General features: G+C 72.7%; 13 protein-coding genes and 2 pseudogenes. 7 read left to right on the top strand and 8 right to left on the bottom strand.

All coding sequences use genetic code 11. From position 1 onward, the window contains the following. The first annotated feature begins 40 nt into the window (after positions 1-40). Entirely contained in the window at positions 41-1870 is a 1830-nt protein-coding gene (locus tag O7605_RS26225; protein WP_269741644.1) for an AMP-dependent synthetase/ligase, read from the top strand. Here the strand turns inward: O7605_RS26225 and O7605_RS26230 are convergent. From O7605_RS26230 to O7605_RS26240, 3 genes are read right to left on the bottom strand one after another with little or no spacing between them, the layout of a single operon-like run. Beyond that, positions 1864-2535, bottom strand: a complete 672-nt coding sequence (locus O7605_RS26230; RefSeq protein WP_269741645.1) for a lysoplasmalogenase — start codon at positions 2533-2535, stop codon at positions 1864-1866. The two genes, O7605_RS26225 and O7605_RS26230, sit on opposite strands and share 7 nt — an antisense overlap. Beyond that, positions 2532-3359, bottom strand: a complete 828-nt coding sequence (locus O7605_RS26235) for a sterol desaturase family protein (RefSeq protein WP_269741646.1) — start codon at positions 3357-3359, stop codon at positions 2532-2534. The genes O7605_RS26230 and O7605_RS26235 overlap by 4 nt, the downstream gene beginning before the upstream one ends. Next, positions 3356-4072 carry a FadR/GntR family transcriptional regulator gene (locus O7605_RS26240; RefSeq protein ID WP_269741647.1) on the bottom strand — a complete coding sequence of 239 codons (717 nt, stop codon included), beginning with the start codon at positions 4070-4072 and terminating at the stop codon, positions 3356-3358. The genes O7605_RS26235 and O7605_RS26240 overlap by 4 nt, the downstream gene beginning before the upstream one ends. A gap of 150 nt (positions 4073-4222) precedes the next feature. On the opposite strand from O7605_RS26240, the gene O7605_RS26245 reads away from it, so the two are divergent. Both O7605_RS26245 and O7605_RS26250 read left to right on the top strand, forming a co-directional pair. Then, the gene (locus O7605_RS26245; RefSeq protein WP_269741648.1) at positions 4223-5518 is read left to right on the top strand and encodes a hypothetical protein; all 1296 of its coding nucleotides are present in this window, start codon (positions 4223-4225) and stop codon (positions 5516-5518) included. A gap of 164 nt (positions 5519-5682) precedes the next feature. Then, complete coding sequence (locus tag O7605_RS26250) at positions 5683-6390, top strand: hypothetical protein (RefSeq protein WP_269741649.1); 708 nt, start codon at positions 5683-5685, stop codon at positions 6388-6390. Positions 6391-6509: 119 nt separating this feature from the next. Here O7605_RS26250 and O7605_RS26255 read toward each other — a convergent pair whose 3' ends face one another. After that, positions 6510-8084, bottom strand: a complete 1575-nt coding sequence (locus tag O7605_RS26255; RefSeq protein ID WP_269741650.1) for an FMN-binding glutamate synthase family protein — start codon at positions 8082-8084, stop codon at positions 6510-6512. A gap of 244 nt (positions 8085-8328) precedes the next feature. Here O7605_RS26255 and O7605_RS26260 point away from each other — a divergent pair, with 244 nt between their 5' ends. The 4 genes and pseudogenes from O7605_RS26260 to O7605_RS26275 all read left to right on the top strand — a co-directional run. Continuing rightward, positions 8329-8688, top strand: a complete 360-nt coding sequence (locus O7605_RS26260) for a YciI family protein (RefSeq protein WP_269741651.1) — start codon at positions 8329-8331, stop codon at positions 8686-8688. 317 nt (positions 8689-9005) lie between these two features. Continuing rightward, positions 9006-9683, top strand: a complete 678-nt coding sequence (locus tag O7605_RS26265; protein ID WP_269741652.1) for a lytic polysaccharide monooxygenase auxiliary activity family 9 protein — start codon at positions 9006-9008, stop codon at positions 9681-9683. A gap of 263 nt (positions 9684-9946) precedes the next feature. Beyond that, positions 9947-10741, top strand: a pseudogene (locus tag O7605_RS26270) (mechanosensitive ion channel family protein); the annotation flags it as partial. Between the two features lie 536 nt (positions 10742-11277). Beyond that, a pseudogene (locus tag O7605_RS26275) lies at positions 11278-12663 on the top strand (MFS transporter); the annotation flags it as partial. Between the two features lie 7 nt (positions 12664-12670). Here the strand turns inward: O7605_RS26275 and O7605_RS26280 are convergent. From O7605_RS26280 to O7605_RS26295, 4 genes are all read right to left on the bottom strand, one after another. Then, positions 12671-13090, bottom strand: a complete 420-nt coding sequence (locus O7605_RS26280; RefSeq protein WP_269741654.1) for a YchJ family protein — start codon at positions 13088-13090, stop codon at positions 12671-12673. A gap of 157 nt (positions 13091-13247) precedes the next feature. Then, positions 13248-13718 carry a hypothetical protein gene (locus tag O7605_RS26285; protein ID WP_269741655.1) on the bottom strand — a complete coding sequence of 157 codons (471 nt, stop codon included), beginning with the start codon at positions 13716-13718 and terminating at the stop codon, positions 13248-13250. Positions 13719-13784: 66 nt separating this feature from the next. Next, entirely contained in the window at positions 13785-14399 is a 615-nt protein-coding gene (locus tag O7605_RS26290) for a class F sortase (protein WP_269741656.1), read from the bottom strand. Positions 14400-14525: 126 nt separating this feature from the next. Beyond that, positions 14526-15017, bottom strand: coding sequence for a hypothetical protein (locus O7605_RS26295; RefSeq protein ID WP_269741657.1), 492 nt, complete (start codon positions 15015-15017; stop codon positions 14526-14528). Positions 15018-15323 lie beyond the last annotated feature (306 nt).

The raw sequence follows: 15323 nt of genomic DNA on the forward strand, positions 1-15323 counted from the left end.
GGGGGCCTTGGCTGGGTGACGTGACGGCAGGTGGACGGGCGTGCGGGAGACAGCGGTCGAGCCGGTCGTCGGTGGCGACGACGCCGGTCTGGCGGAGCAGGTGTGGCGCAACGCGGCCGAGGACCCGGACGCGGTGCAGTTCGTCCGGCCCGACCCGGACCCGAGGTCGTGGCCGGTGCGTCGCTCGGGGCGCGGCGGCGCGCTGCCGGTGACCTGCCGGCAGTTCCGCGACGACGTGGCGGCGGTCGCCCGCGGTCTCGTCGCCGCCGGCATCGCGCACGGCGACCGGATCGGGTTGCTCAGCCGCACCCGGTACGAGTGGACGCTCGCCGACTACGCCCTCTGGTCGATCGGCGCGGTGACCGTGCCGATCTACGACACCTCCAGCCCCGAACAGATCCGCTGGATACTCGGCGACTCCGCTGCGGTCGGCTGCGTGCTGGAGACCGCCGAGCACGCCTTCACCGTGGCCGATCTACGCTCGGAACTGCCCGGGCTGCGGCAGACCTGGCGCATCGACGCCGGTGAGCTCATCGAGTTGGTGGTGCGGGGCCGCGCCGTCGACGCCGTCGAGGTGGAGGCCCGCCGCGCCGCCGTCACCGGCGACGATGTCGCCACCATCGTGTACACCAGCGGGACCACCGGCCCACCGAAGGGCTGCGTGCTGGCCCACCGCAACCTGTCCGCCGACGTCGGCAACGCCACCGCGGTGCTGCCCGAGCTGCTGCATCCGGGTGCGTCGACGGTGCTGTTCCTGCCGCTGGCGCACGCCTTCGCCCGGCTGATCCAGATCGGCATGGTGCACAACCGCGCGACCATGGTGCACAGTGCCGACATCTCCGGGGTCCTCGACCAGCTACGCCGGTTCCGGCCCACCTTCATCCTGGCCGTGCCCCGGATGTTCGAGAAGATGCACGACCAGGCCCGCCGTACCGCCGAGGACACGCACCGGGGATGGCTCTTCGACCTCGGCGAGCGGGCGGCCGTGCGGTACAGCCGGGCGCTGGACACCCCGGGCGGGCCCGGGCGGCTGCTCCGTCTGGCGCACCTGGTGTTCGACCTCGCCGCGTACCGCCGGTTGCGGGCCGCCCTCGGCGGGCGGTGCCGGCTGGCCATCGTGGGCGGCGCGCCGCTGGGGGAGCGGCTGGGGCACTTCTTCCGGGGCGCGGGCATCACGGTGCTGGAGGGGTACGGGTTGACCGAGACCTCCCCGGCGCTGACCGCGAACCTGCCGACGGCGATGCGAATCGGCACGGTCGGGCGGCCGCTGCCGGGAGTGGAGATCCGCATCGCCGACGACGGCGAGATCCATGCTCGGGGCGAGGTGGTGTTCGGCGGGTACTGGAACAATCCGGAGGCCACCCGGGCGGCGTTGACCGACGACGGCTGGCTGCGTACCGGTGACCTGGGCACGATCGACGACGACGGTTTTCTGCGGATCACCGGGCGGACGAAGGACATCATGGTCACGGCCGCCGGCAAGAATCTGGCGCCCGCGCCGATCGAGGAGCGCATCCGGGCTCATCCGCTGGTCAGTCAGGTGATGCTGGTGGCCGACGGTCGGCCGTACCCCGCCGCCCTGGTGACGGTGGACCCGCAGGCCTGGACGCGCTGGCGGGAGCGGCACGGGCACCCCGGTGCATCGGTGTCCGCGTTGCGGGACGACCCGCAGCTACGTGACGAGATCCAGGTCGCGATCGACCGGGCCAACCGCAGCGTCTCCCGGGCCGAGCAGGTCAAGACCTTCCGGATCCTGCACCGGGATCTCACCGAGGCGGACGGGGAACTCACCCCCACCCTCAAGATCAAGCGGGAGGCCGTGCAGGACCACTTCGCCGACGACGTCGCCGCCCTGTACCACGGTCACTGAGGTCGGTGCCGCACCGCCGCCCAGCCGGTGCTGATCAGGAACAGCGCGGCGCTGTAGGTCGCCATCACCAGCACGCCGTGTCCGGGCACCGTCGTACCGGCCGCGCCGAGGCCGATCAGCAGGTCCGAGAAGAGGAACAGCGCGCCGCCGAGCGCGACCCGCCGGCCGAGGGCGGTGGCGGCCGCCGCCATCAGGCACAGCGCCAGGCTGTACCCGAGCACCGGCAGTCGCAGGTCGCCCAGCCGTGGCCACAGCACCGCGTTCGCCACCGCCCACAGCGCCAGGTACCCGGTCACCGCCGCCGGTCGGGGCCGGCGGTGACCCACGAAGGCGCTGACGAAGGCCAGTTGCGTACCGAGGAAGCAGCCCATGCCGACCAGGAACGCGATGTCCGACGGCACCAGCAGCGCGACGTCCCCGGCGGTGGCGAGGGCCAGTCCGACCGCGATCGGGACGTCCGCCGCGCGGACCCGCCACAGCCAGGCCAGCAGCAGCGGCGCCAGCAGCGGCTTGGCCAACCACTGCACGGCCGGTACGTCGGTGGCGACGGCGACCAGTTCGACGCCCGCCACGACGGCGAACGCCCAGAGCAGCGCCGTGTCCCGGTGCGGCCGCCGCGGCCGTCCGCCCACCAGCCTCGCACCGGTGTCGGCTGCGGTGCTCATCGGGCCGGCTGCCAGCCCGGACGGCGCAGCAGGTAGCCGACCCGCTCCCGCCACGAGCCGGCGGTGCGCAGGTCCCGCCAGATCGCCGCGTACTCGTGGGTCGCCACCCGCAGCGGGTTGTAGGTGCCGATGTTCTTGGTCAGGCCGTACCGGACCGCGTCCCCCTCGGCCTGGAAGGTGCCGAAGAGCCGATCCCAGACGATCAGAATGCCGCCGTAGTTGCGGTCCAGGTACTCGGCGTTCGAGCCGTGGTGCACCCGGTGGTGGGAGGGGGTGTTGAACAGCAACTCGATCGGCCGGGGTAGCAGGTTGATCCGTTCGGTGTGCAGGAAGAACTGGTAGAGCAGGCTGATCGACTGCTGTAGGAAGATCATCCACGGCGGGATGCCGAGCAGGGCCAGGCCGAGCCAGAAGGGCAGCGAGGTCATCGGCGTCCAGCTCTGCCGCAGCGCCGTGGAGAAGTTGAAGAACACGCTGGAGTGGTGCACCACGTGTCCCGCCCACAGTAGGCGGACCTCGTGGTGCGCCCGGTGGAACCAGTAGTAGGCGAAGTCGTCGGCGAAGAACAACAGCACCCAGACCCACCAGTCACCGGGGGAGAGGCGCAACGGAGAGATCGTGTACGCCGCGGCGTACAGGCCGATCGTGAGCAGCTTCCACGGCACCCCGATGACCTGGCTGCCGGCGCCCATGGTCAGGCTGGTGGCGGTGTCCCGGGCCTCGTAGCCGCGTTCGGCTTCGTCGGGTGCGAACCGGTACGACAGCGCCTCGACGGTGATGAGCAGGAGGAACGCGGGGATGGCGTAGAGCACGGCGGGGATCATGCCCGGCTGTCCTTTCTGGTCGGAGCGGTCAACGCGGCGGTGAGCAGGGACCGGGCCTGTTCGGCGGCCTCGACGTCGCGGCCGTCGGCGATGGCCGAGGCCAACCGGCGGTGCCCGGCGACGTCGAGCAGTTCGGTGGCGCGCCGCTGCGGCGGCACCTCGGCCACCGCCAGGGCACCGGCCACCAGACTGTTGAAGGCCAGCAGGTACGCGGTGTTGCCGCAGCCGTCGAGGATGAGTCGCCACACGGCGATGTTGGCCTCACCCATCGCGGTCAGGTCGGGCGCGAGGTCGGCGAACTCCTCGACCGCCCGTACGATCCGTCGTCGCGCCACGTCGTCGGCGCGCCGGGCGCAGAGGCGGGCGGCGTCCACGCCGATACAGGCCCGCATGTCCATCATGTCGCGTACCAGGGTGGCGACCGGCAGGACGTCGCCGGAGCGGACGAGTGACAGCGCCAGGTCCAAGCCGGCGTGCACCCGCCAGTCCAGCACCCGGGTGGCTCCGCCCTGACTGATCCGGACCAGACCGAGCTGCTGCAACCGCCGTAGCGCTTCCCGTACCGCGTGCCGGTTCACCTCGAAGGCCGCGGCCAACTCCCGTTCGCCGGGCAGGGCGTCGTCGGTGCGGTACGTGCCGCTGACGATGGCGTCGCGCAACTGTCCGAAGACCAGGTCGGAGACGGAGGCCCGGGTGACGGGGACGAATGTCATGCCGGCGAGTGTGGCTCAGCGCACATCAACCCGTCAACTGGTTGGACCAGTTGTGGCCCGTGTCGACACGCCCGTGGCTCGTGACCATGCTGTCGCGGTGAGTTAGGGTGCGTTCGCGATGGGTGGCGGTCGGGGTACGGGGAGGCGCCGGTGCGGAGACGACGGCCCGGCCTCGTCCGGGCGGTCCTGCGACTCGGGTTCCTGACCGTGGTCGCCGGGGCGGCGTGGTACGCCTACGACGTCGCCGCGACCGATGTCGCCCAGGCCGGTGGGGAACCGCCGCCCGCCGTTCGCGACGAGGTTGCTCCCCGCGCCGCCGACCTCGTTCGCGGCCTGCTCGCTCCGGTCCTCCGGTCGGATCCGCCCGTCCTGGCCCGCCCGCCCCGGGACCGCCCGCCGCCGGCCCCACCCGCGCCGCCGGCCCATCCACCCAGGGCCGATCCGCTCCGACCGCCGCCATCCGACGAGTCGGCACCACCCGTCGACGCCGCGCCGGCGGGACGGCCGGCACCCGCGGGTGGGCGACCACCGCAGGACGCCGCGCCACCGGCCGACGCGAAGAGGCCGGCTGGGCAGGCACCGCCGTCGACCGGCCGGAGCGCGTCGACACCGAAGCCGACCTCGCCGCCGGTCGCGACCGGGACGGCGCACGCGGCACCGGCGGCAGAGCGCGCCGCCACGCCGCCCGCCGCGAGCGGACCCGACAACCGGTCGGCAGAGCGCGCCGCCACGCCGCCCGCCGCGAGCGGACCCGACAACCGGTCGGCGGAGCCGTCGGCGCAACCGCCCGCGCTGCCCGGGGCCGAAGCCGGGCCACTCACCGCCGTGCTCGGCGAGCTGCTGGGTCCCGCGTCGTCGCTGCTCGACTCCGTCATGGCGGGGATGGACCCGGTCCTTCGGGAGCTGACGCCGGTCCTCGACCTGGTGGAGCCGGTGCGCGACGTGCTGGAGCCGGTCGTGGAGCTGCCCCAGCCCGCCCCGACACCGGTGGACCCGACTCCGCAACCCGACCCGGCCCCCGCCATGCCGCCGGCACCGGCAGGTGACCCCACGCCACCGGCACCGGGGATCGAGCCCGCGCGACCGGGCAGCCCCGACCGGGTCGGCCTCGGCCCGGACAGCGCCCGACAACGCGGTGCCGCCGACCAGCTCACCCGTCGCCTGTCCGGCTCACCGGCCGCGTCGCTGTCGACCCCGGACCAGGGGGTTGTCGACGGTGGACAGCGCGACCGGGACCGGCGGGCCGACCCCACGCCGGACCCGCCGCCCTCGTCGCCGGCTCCCGGCACCAGCGGCACCGAGCCGGCGCCGAACTCGCACAGCGGTACGGCCGACCTGGCTGGGGCCGGCTGGTCGCCCCCGCCGGTCAGCGGTCGGGTGACCCGATCGACGAGTGACCGGCGGCAGCCCTCCCGCTCGCCACGCCCGCGCAGCCGGCCCGCCTGACCTGAGCGCAGGCCCCGCCCACACCGCCCCGCCGGTCGTGGTCGCGCACCGCGACATCCGACGACGGTCGCACCCCGCCGACCGTCCCCGGCCCCGCGCGTCTGTCCGAGTGGCGCGGCGGCCCGTCACCGTCCTTCCGACCTCATGCCCCACCAGGAGTAGTCATGCACGTCAACCTGCCGGTCAACCGTGCCCGATGGTGCGATCTCGACTGGATCGTCGACCTGCTCACCGCCACCCTCGTCCCGACCCACCTCGGCGCGTGGCTCGTGCCCGACGAGCGGCGGCGCCCCGCCGTGATCGCCGCCGTCGCCCGCATCTGGACCGAGCACGCCCTGCTGTTCGGTGACGCGTTCCTGCTCAGGGACGGGACCGCCGCCACCGTCTGGTTCCACCGCTACCGCCCGATCCCGCCGCCACCCCGCTACGACGAGCGACTCGACGACGCCAGCGGAGAACACGCCGTGCGCTTCCGGCGGGTCGATCGCCTCCTTGCCGCCCGGCGTCCCGCCGAGGCGCACAACCATCTCGCGTTCCTGGCCGCGCCGCCGGATCCCGACCGGGCCGGTCAGGCCGCCGCCGTCCTCGCCGGCAGCCACCGCCACATGGACAACGTCGGCCTGCCGACGTACGCGGAGGCGCACGGCGACGACGACCTCCGGCTCTATCGCCGGCTGGGCTACCGCGACCGGCAACGCCTGTCGTGTCCCGGCGGGGCCACGGTCAACCTGCTCTGGCGGCCGGTTCGACCGGTACCGATCATCCCGTCCACCCTCGCGGGCCGACCGGTACGACCCGCGGGGACGACGACACCGAACCGACCCGTCGTGGTGGCCGTCGACGTCGCCGGAGGAGTCGGGGCCCGCCGCTGACCCGCGATACGACGGGAGCCACCGTGCGGGCCGGCCTCGACCGGCCCGCACATGGCTTCCGTCGGAGCGGTCCAGGCAGAGCCGGGCGCCGGAACTGATGGCCGGTGTGACCGCCGGCGTCAGCCCTGGGCGGTCGGTGACGGCGGAGCGCTGCCGCCCTGGGGCGCCTCGGTGGACATCAGCTCCACCACCGCCTTGCGGTCGGCCGCCGACGGCAGGCCCCAGCCGGGCCGGTATCCGTACACCTCGCGCAGCGGGGTGGCGCTGGTCCGCCCGCCGAGAATCTCCACGGCGTCGGCGTCGATCAGCCCGGGATGCTCCACCCCGCACGCCTCGGCGACCTTCATCAGGTCCCGGCGCAGCGTCTTGATGTAGTGCGCCGCCCGGACCGACTTCGACGCCGGGTCCAGTCCCCGGGTCAGCCAGGCGTTCTGGGTGGCCACACCGGTGGGGCAGGTGTCGGTGTGGCACTTCTGCGCCTGGATGCAGCCGATCGCCAGCATCGCCTCCCGCCCCACGGCCAGCATGTCGCAGCCGAGCGCGAACGCGACCACCGCGTTGTCGGGCAGGCCGAGCTTGCCGGATCCGATGAAGACGACCTGCTCGTGCAGGTCACGTTCGGCGAAGATGGGGTAGACGCGGGCGAAGCCCTGCTGGAACGGCAGCGACACCGAGTCGGTGAAGATCAGCGGCGCGGCACCGGTGCCGCCCTCACCGCCGTCGATGGTGACGAAGTCGACGCCCCGGCCGGTGTCGCGCATCAGGTCGGCCAGCTCGGTCCAGAAATCGAGGTCACCCACGGCGGACTTGATACCGACCGGCAGACCCGTCTCGGCGGCCAGGAGCTCCACCCAGTCGAGCAGGCTGTCGCAGTCGGAGAACTCGGCGTGCCGCGACGGACTGACGCAGTCCCGCCCGATCGGGATCCCCCGGGTGGCGGCGATCTCCGCCGACACCTTCGCCGCCGGCAGCAGACCACCCAGGCTGGGTTTGGCGCCCTGACTCAGTTTGATCTCCAGCGCCCGCACCGGCGCGCCGGCCACGACATCCTTGAGCCGGGCCAGGTCGAAGCGGCCCTGGTCGTCACGGCAGCCGAAGTACGCGGTACCCAGCTGCAGGATCAGGTCCCCGCCGTGGCGGTGGTACGCCGACAGCCCGCCCTCGCCGGTGTTGTGCAGGCAGCCGGCGATCGCCGCGCCCCGGTTCAACGCCTCGACGGCGGGACCGGACAGCGATCCGAAGCTCATCCCCGAGATGGTCACCACCGACTCGGGGCGGAACGCGTGGGTACGCCGACGGGCCCCGCCCAGCACCTTCGCCGCCGGCAGCCGTACCTCGTGCCCGATCGTCGGCGTCGACGCCGGGACCGCCCGCCCGAAGGTGCGGTGCTTGATGACCGGGTATCCCGGGGTGTACTCGATGTCGTTGTCGGTGCCGAACCCGAAGTAGTTGTTCTGCCGCTTCGCCGAGGCGTACACCCAGCGGCGCTGGTCCCGGGTGAACGGACGCTCCTCGTTGTTGCCCGCCACGATGTACTGGCGCAGCTCCGGCCCGATCGATTCGAGCAGGTACCGGGCACGACCCAGCAGCGGGAAGTTGCGTCTCAACGCGTGCTCGCGTTGCAGCAGGTCACGGGCGGCGAGCGCGGCGAGCGCGGTGACGGCGGCGGGTACGGCGTGACGGGCCCATCTCATCCCGCCACACTTTCCGCGGCCGCCCTCGGTCAAACGTCCTGACCGCGCAGCTCAGCCCCGGTCCGGACCGGCGGCACGCCGGGTTCTCGACGGCTCCGCCCGCCCGGCGCAGCTGCTCGCGGAAGGCCAGGGACGGCCCGTCGGCCGCCGATTGCCGGAACGACAATCGGCCGCGCCGTGTCGAGGACGCGGGGGCGGCCGTTCGTCAGATGGACGACGACCCTTCCGATCACGAGGAGTGACGATGAGGTACGCGATGTTGATCTTTGGCGACGACCGGGAGTGGACCGCCCTGCCCCCGGCCGACGAGCAGGATCTGATGAACCAGGTCTACGCGTGGTACGAGCGGTGGCAGCCGACCGGCAAGATCGCCGATGGGGGTGCCGAGTTGCAGCCGCGGACCACGGCGAGGACGGTACGCGCCGACGATAGCGGTCGACCAATCGTCACCGACGGGCCCTACCTGGAACTCAGGGAGATCATCGGCGGGATCGTCATTTTGGAGTGCGACGACCTCGACGAGGCCACCCGCATCGCGGGCACCTGGCCACTCGGCGCCGGAATGAGCGCCGTGGAGGTTCGTCCGGTGTTGAGCCGCGAGTAGCGGTGCGGTGCCGCCACGTCCGCCACCGCACCAGCCTGCCGCACCACCGCCCCGAGGAGCTGGCGCGAGTCCTGAGTCGCGTGCCGTCAACATCCGAAAGTTTCGATCCGAGGCGTCGATCGGCCGAATGCCCGGCCGGCTCCACCGGCTCGTCGTCCCAGCTAGATGCCGCATTGCCGCCCGTTCATGACGACTCGGACCAACTCGCCACACACCAATACCAAATAAGATCAATGTTGACATCTACGTAACTCGATGCTTGTCTGTCGTTGGAAGCGCTCCCACACCGATGCCACCGCAGAAACGGAGGAGGCACCATGCCTTCACGCAGGCCCGACCACTCCGGACGAACCCGGTCCGGTGTCCGTCAGCCCCTTCGGGTGCTCGCCGTGCTGCTCGCGATGATGGTCGGCGTGCTGCCCTGGAGCAGCCCGGTCCAGGCCCACGGCACCATCATCAACCCGGCCTCCCGCGCCTACCAGTGTTGGCAGAGCTGGGGCAGTCAGCACACGAACCCGGCCATGCAGCAGCAGGACCCCATGTGTTGGCAGGCGTTCCAGGCCAACCCCGACACCATGTGGAACTGGATGAGCGCGCTGCGGGACGGTCTGGGCGGCAACTTCCAGGGCCGTACCCCGGACGGGCAGCTGTGCAGCAACGGGCTGTCCAGGAACAACAGCCTGAACCAGCCGGGCGCCTGGCGGACGACGAACGTGAGCCGCAACTTCACGGTCCAGCTGTACGACCAGGCCAGCCACGGCGCCGACTTCTTCCGCGTCTACGTCAGCAAGCAGGGGTTCGACCCCACCACCCAACGACTCGGCTGGGGCAACCTCGACCTCATCACGCAGACCGGCAGGTACGCGCCCGCGCAGAACATCTCGTTCAACGTCTCGACCTCCGGGTACACCGGCCGCCACATCGTCTTCGTCATCTGGCAGGCTTCGCACCTCGACCAGGCGTACATGTGGTGCAGTGACGTGAACTTCGTCTGATCGACCAGCTCCACCATCCGTCCCACGGGTGCGGCCCAGGACCTCGGTCCTGGGCCGCACCCGTCGTGCGATGCCCGGTCGATAGCCGATCCCGATCCGTGGCAGCCCTGGCGCTCGACACGCCGGCCACAGACCACCGTCGCTGCCACAGATCCGGGCGGGCGGCGGTTCCGCTCCCGGCGTACCCGGGGTGGTGTTTCTGTGCCGGAGCGGCGGGGTAGGTCGGGCCGGACGAAACACCCGCCCCTGTGGAGGACCATCCGATGCGAGACGACTTCGGTGACGCGGTGGGGGACACCCTCCGCTCAGTACTTCTCTTCCTGCCCAAGGCGCTCGCCTTCGTGGCGATCCTGGTTGTCGGCTGGCTGCTCGCCAAGGCCGCACTGAAGATCGTCAACCGGCTGCTCGAACGGGTCGGCTTCGACCGTGCGGTCGAACGCGGCGGTATCCGCCGGGCCCTGGCCCGATCCCGCTACGACGCCAGCGACATCGTCGCCCGGCTGGCCTACTACGGGATCCTGCTGCTCACCCTCTACCTGGCCTTCGGGGTCTGGGGGCCGAACCCGATCTCCGACCTGATCGGTGGGGTCATCGCCTGGCTGCCCCGCGCCTTCGTGGCGATCGTCATCGTGGTCGTGGCCGCCGCAATCGCGAGTGCGGTGAAGGACATCATCTCCGGCGCGCTCGGCGGGCTGTCCTACGGTGGGCTGCTGGCCACCGTCGCCTCGGCGTTCATTCTCGGTCTCGGCATCATCGCCGCGCTCAACCAGATCGGTGTCGCCACCGCGGTGACCACGCCGGTGCTGATCGCGGTGCTGGCCACCATCGGCGGGATCCTCGTGGTCGGGGTCGGCGGAGGTCTGATCCGTCCGATGCAGACCCGGTGGGAGTCCTGGCTCGACCGGGCCGAACGGGAGTCACGGACCATCGCCGAGCACGCCCGGGCGTACTCCGCCGGCCGCCGCGACACCGACGAGCATCGCGGCGACCCCGCACCGGCCACCGGCGCCCCGGACGCCGCCCCCCACACCTCCCACCCGGTGACCGGCGAGGTGGCTGACCCCGCAGCGCCGTCCGCCGCCGCGCCGTCCGTCGACGACCCGGAGGCGACGCAGGTCGTCACCGGACGTCCGCTCGATGCCGACGCGACCCAGGTCGTCACCGGGCCCGCCGACGATCCCGACGCGACCACGCCGCTGCCGCGCCAGAGCCCCGCCCCGACACCCGGGCCGGAGTCAACGACGTCGGCGGAGAGCGACCCGGACGCCACCCAGGTGGTCGCCCCGAACCCGCCGCAGGTGCCGGCACCGCGCGACTCCGCCGACAGCGACTCGACGATCGTGCTGCCGAAGACCGGCGAGCAGCGCTGACTGACGGGCGGGAACGGGGCCGGCACCGGCCCCGTTCCGCCCGTACATCGTTGACCGCTTCGGATCGGCCGTGCGGAACCGCCGCGTGCGGCGTTACCATCAGCGCCATGACCTGGCGACATTGATCCGTCACCGGAGGCCGTGGGCCGCCACGGACACCGCGACACAGGTGTCCGTGACCCGTCCCACCTCGGAAGGCCCCGATGATCCCGAGCACACCGAGTGCCCGCCGCCTGGCCGGCACGCTCTACGCGTACGCGTTCCTCACCGACCTGGTGCTGCTCTACCCGGTGTACGCGCTGCTCTTCGCCGACACCGGCTTGTCGGTCGGGCAGATCTCCTCGCTGTTCGTCATCTGGTCGCTGGCCAGCATCGCGCTTGAGGTGCCGTCCGGCGCCTGGGCCGACGCGACCTCGAGGCGGCGAATGCTCTGCCTCGCCCCGCTGTGCACCGCCGCCGGCTTCACCCTGTGGACCGTCGTCCCGTCCTATCCGGCGTTCGCCGCCGGTTTCGTCCTCTGGGGAGCGGGCGGCGCGCTCGCCTCCGGCGCGACGGAGGCGCTGGTCTTCGACGAACTCGACCGGCTCGGTGCCGCCGACCGGTACGCCCGGGTCATCGGCCGGGCACGGACCGCCGGCACCGTCGGCGTGCTGGGGTCGATCGTGCTGGCCGCACCCGTGCTCGCGCTCGGCGGCTACCCGGCGGTCGGCGCGGCCAGCGTGGTGGCCTGCCTGCTCGCCGCGGCCGTCGCGGTCCGCTTCCCCGACGACCGCCGAGTTGCCGGCCCGGATCTCGACCGGGCCGGCGACGGCACCTGCCTGTCGGGTGGCCCCGACACCGTCCACACCGTGCCGGGTGCCCACGACACCGTCCACACCGTGCCGCGCGGCCTCGACGTCGATTCCGCCGTGCCTGCCGGGGGTAGGGCGGCGTCGACCGTGGTCAGCGCGGCAGACGCCGCGACGGCGGGACCTGACCCGGATGAGGACGAGCTCGGCTGGTGGCAGGGGCTGCGCGCGGGGGTAGCCGAGGCCCGCGGCAGCCGGCCGGTGCGCCGGGCGGTGCTGCTCGTCGCCGGGGTCGGTGCCGTCTGGGGTGCCCTGGACGAGTACACACCGCTGCTGGCCCGCGACACCGGAGTCGCGCTGACGACCGTGCCGCTGCTGCTCCTGATCGTCACGGTCGGGCAGATCGTCGGCGGTCTGCTCGCTCCGGTCGGTCAGCGTTTCGGCGGTCGCGGCTACGCGGTGCTGCTGGCCGGCTCGGCGCTGGCCCTGGCCTCGGGTGCGCTGGTGGGTCACCCGGCCGGGTTCGGACTGGTGGCGGTGGCGTTCGGTGGCCTGCAACTGGCCTCGGTGCTGGCCGACGCACGACTACAGGCCCGGATCACCGGGCCGCGGGCCACCGTCACCTCGCTCGCCGGCATGGGCACCGACCTGACGATCATCGTGGTGTACGCCGGGTACGGTCTGGTCGCCACCATGGCCGGTAACCCGGTGGCGTTCGCGGTCGCCGCCGTGCCGTACCTGTTGATCGCGGCCGCGCTGGCGATCCGGCCGGGCCGACGACCGGAGACCGCTCGTGCCGGTGGGGGCGGCCCCGGGCGGTGATCCAGGTTCAGCCGAGGTCGTCGTCCAGGTAGACCCAGCGACCGTCCTCGCGGGCGAAGCGGCTGCGTTCGGTCACCCTGCCCGGCTCGCGTCCGTTCCGGTAGTGGGCCCGGAACCGCACGGTGCCGGTGCTGTCGAACAGGCCGCCCCGGTCGGTGTCGAGCACCTCCAACCGCGTCCAGCGCTGGGCGGGGTCGAGGTGCAGCCGAGGGGGCCGGGTCCGGGAGTGCCAGCTGCGCAGCAGGTAGTCCGGGTCGCCGACGGCGAAGGCCGCGTACCGGGATCGCATCAGCGCTTCGGCCGTGGGCGCTTCGGCCTCGCCCCGGTGCAGCCGTCCGCAGCAGTCCGCGTAGGGCAGGCCCTGACCGCACGGGCACGCCGCATTCACCTCGGACCCGCCGGCCGGTCGTCTGTCTCGGTTGGCCACGTCGCCATCCTTCCGGTAGCGGCGTCGGCCACCGCCACCGGGGCGTGTCACCGCAACGGCCGACCGGCCGCGTCGTCAGGGGGCGCCTACGGTGTCGGTGGCCGGGACTTCGCGTCGCTCGGGCGGCGAGTGACCGACGTTCTCGCTGGCGTGCCGGTCAACGCGACCCGGTTCGGGCACCCCGACGATTGCCGAACGACTCCATCGTGCTGCCCCGCTTCGCCGGTGCCGGGCTGGCGGAGCGGGACCGGGACGCGGCGGCCTGGGAGGCCGAGGTCTTCCTCGTCGGTGCCCGCTTCGTACCCGTGGCCTTGCCGGCCGGTGCGGTCGCGCCGGATGACTTCGCCGCTGTCGCCTTCTTCGCGGGTGCCGTCCTGACCGAGGCGGTCTTCTTCGCCGCTGTCGCCTTGGCGGTCGGGCGGCGGGCCGGGCTGGCGGTGGCGGAGACGGCCTTCTTGCGGGCGACGCGGGAACTCGTCGGGGTGGGCTTCGTATCGGGCGTCTTCGCGGCGGTTGCCCCGGTGGCCCGCTTGGTCGCGGTGGCCGCCTTCTTCGCCGCCACCTTTCGCGGCGGTGGGCCGCCTTTGTCCGCGCCGGTCCGCTTGCTGGCCCGTGCTGCCTGCGCCATCGTCGCTCCTTGCGAATCTGCCGTTGGCGACGGGTCTTCCCGGCGTCCCGACGGTCAAACGCGGGTTCACGCTGTCCTGCTGGCGAACACGACGAGGTTGTCCACGTATTCGCCGCTGTCCCCGTCGAACCGGCCGCCGCAGGTGATCAGGCGGAGCCCGGCCGCGTCGCCCGGTCCGTAGACCAGGTCGGTGGGGAACCGGTCCTTCGGAAACGCCTCGACCCCGAGCACGGCGAAGCGCACCAGCCGGGCGTCGGTCCGGACGATCTCGATGGTGTCCCCGGGACGCAGCCGTCCGAGATCGAAGAAGACAGCCGGTCCGTCGGGGGAGTCCACGTGACCCACCAGCACCGCGTTGCCGGTCTCTCCCGGACTGACGCCGAGCCGGTACCAGCCCGCCACGGCCGGGCGGTCCAGCGGCGGCACCTCCAGCGCCCCGGCGGCATCGGCGGCGACGGACACCAGCGGTGCGCGGACGTCGATGGCGGGGATGCGTACCTCGACGGGGACGGCCCGGGGCAGTGGCGGCAGGCGCGGCACCGGCACTGTCCGGTGCGGCGCGGCGGTACCGTCCGGTTGCGGTGGTCGCACCGGCAGCCGCGTCGCACCCGCGCCCACCAGCGCGAGGCCGGTCACCGCGAGCGCCGCGACCAGGAGACGGCCCAACTGGTACGCCCGCACGGGCACCTCCGTTCGCCGGTGCCCGCGAGGGGCGCGGGAACCACCTCTGCCGTGTCACCTCGGGTGCCCGTACCGTCGAGCACGGTACGGGCACCCGTCGCAGGTTGGGATGGGGTGAGTCGTGGGTCAGTGTGTCGCGGCGGTGACGGCGTGACGGCGTCGCCGGGCCAGGATGACGGCGCCGCCGAGCGCGGTGGCCAGCAGGGTGGCGCCGGTGGCCATCGTCCCGACACCGTCGTCGCCGGCCCGGCCCCCGGCCGCGGCGCCGCCGATCGGGGTGACCGTCAGGGTCGCGCTGCCGTCGGGCGTACCGTCGCCGCAGGTGGCGGCCACCGTGTACGTGCCCAGGGTGAAACCGGCCGTGAACAGCTCCGCGCTCAACCCGCCACCGGCGGCGGCGGTGGTGGAGCGGACGTTCTGGTCGCGGTCCGGCCCGGTGACCCGGAAGATCGCGTCACCTGACTTCGGGTTGCAGCCCGTCGCGGTCAGTACGACGGTTCCACCGACCGGTGTGGTGGACGGCGACACGGTCGTGTCGGCCAGCGCGGTGCCGGGCAGCAGCAGTGCGCCGAGAGCGACTCCGCCTGCCGCCGGTACGAGAAATCTTGTTGCCTTCATACGCGTCTTCCCTCACTTTTCGTCCGCTGACTGCGTGGGACGTCGTTCGGGTGGCCAACTCCGTGACTAGCACCGGTGTGCCCAACACTAGGTGGGCTTGAGACCCGATCCGGTGAAAATGAGAAATCCTCGTTGCCGTCCCGTGTTACCCCGGACGCCGCAGGCGTTGTGAAAGGGGCGGTCGGGGTCCGTTGTGGGCGGGGTTGGGGGTGTGGTGCGGGGTTGGGGGTGTGGCCCGCCGTGCCCGGCTCCGGGCGGTCAGGCTTGATCCCTGCGCCGGGCACGGCGGGCCACACCCTCGTCGTG

It is taken from the genome of Verrucosispora sp. WMMA2121 (genome assembly GCF_027460185.1).
Lineage (GTDB): Bacteria > Actinomycetota > Actinomycetes > Mycobacteriales > Micromonosporaceae > Micromonospora > Micromonospora palythoicola.

Bases quoted from the DNA above. Each gene is read 5' to 3' on its own strand.
- O7605_RS26230 (WP_269741645.1), bottom strand. From the start codon at position 2,535: ATGAGCACCGCAGCCGACACCGGTGCGAGGCTGGTGGGCGGACGGCCG.
- O7605_RS26235 (WP_269741646.1), bottom strand. From the start codon at position 3,359: ATGATCCCCGCCGTGCTCTACGCCATCCCCGCGTTCCTCCTGCTCATC.
- O7605_RS26240 (WP_269741647.1), bottom strand. From the start codon at position 4,072: ATGACATTCGTCCCCGTCACCCGGGCCTCCGTCTCCGACCTGGTCTTC.
- O7605_RS26250 (WP_269741649.1), top strand. From the start codon at position 5,683: ATGCACGTCAACCTGCCGGTCAACCGTGCCCGATGGTGCGATCTCGAC.
- O7605_RS26255 (WP_269741650.1), bottom strand. From the start codon at position 8,084: ATGAGATGGGCCCGTCACGCCGTACCCGCCGCCGTCACCGCGCTCGCC.
- O7605_RS26260 (WP_269741651.1), top strand. From the start codon at position 8,329: ATGAGGTACGCGATGTTGATCTTTGGCGACGACCGGGAGTGGACCGCC.
- O7605_RS26265 (WP_269741652.1), top strand. From the start codon at position 9,006: ATGCCTTCACGCAGGCCCGACCACTCCGGACGAACCCGGTCCGGTGTC.
- O7605_RS26285 (WP_269741655.1), bottom strand. From the start codon at position 13,718: ATGGCGCAGGCAGCACGGGCCAGCAAGCGGACCGGCGCGGACAAAGGC.
- O7605_RS26295 (WP_269741657.1), bottom strand. From the start codon at position 15,017: ATGAAGGCAACAAGATTTCTCGTACCGGCGGCAGGCGGAGTCGCTCTC.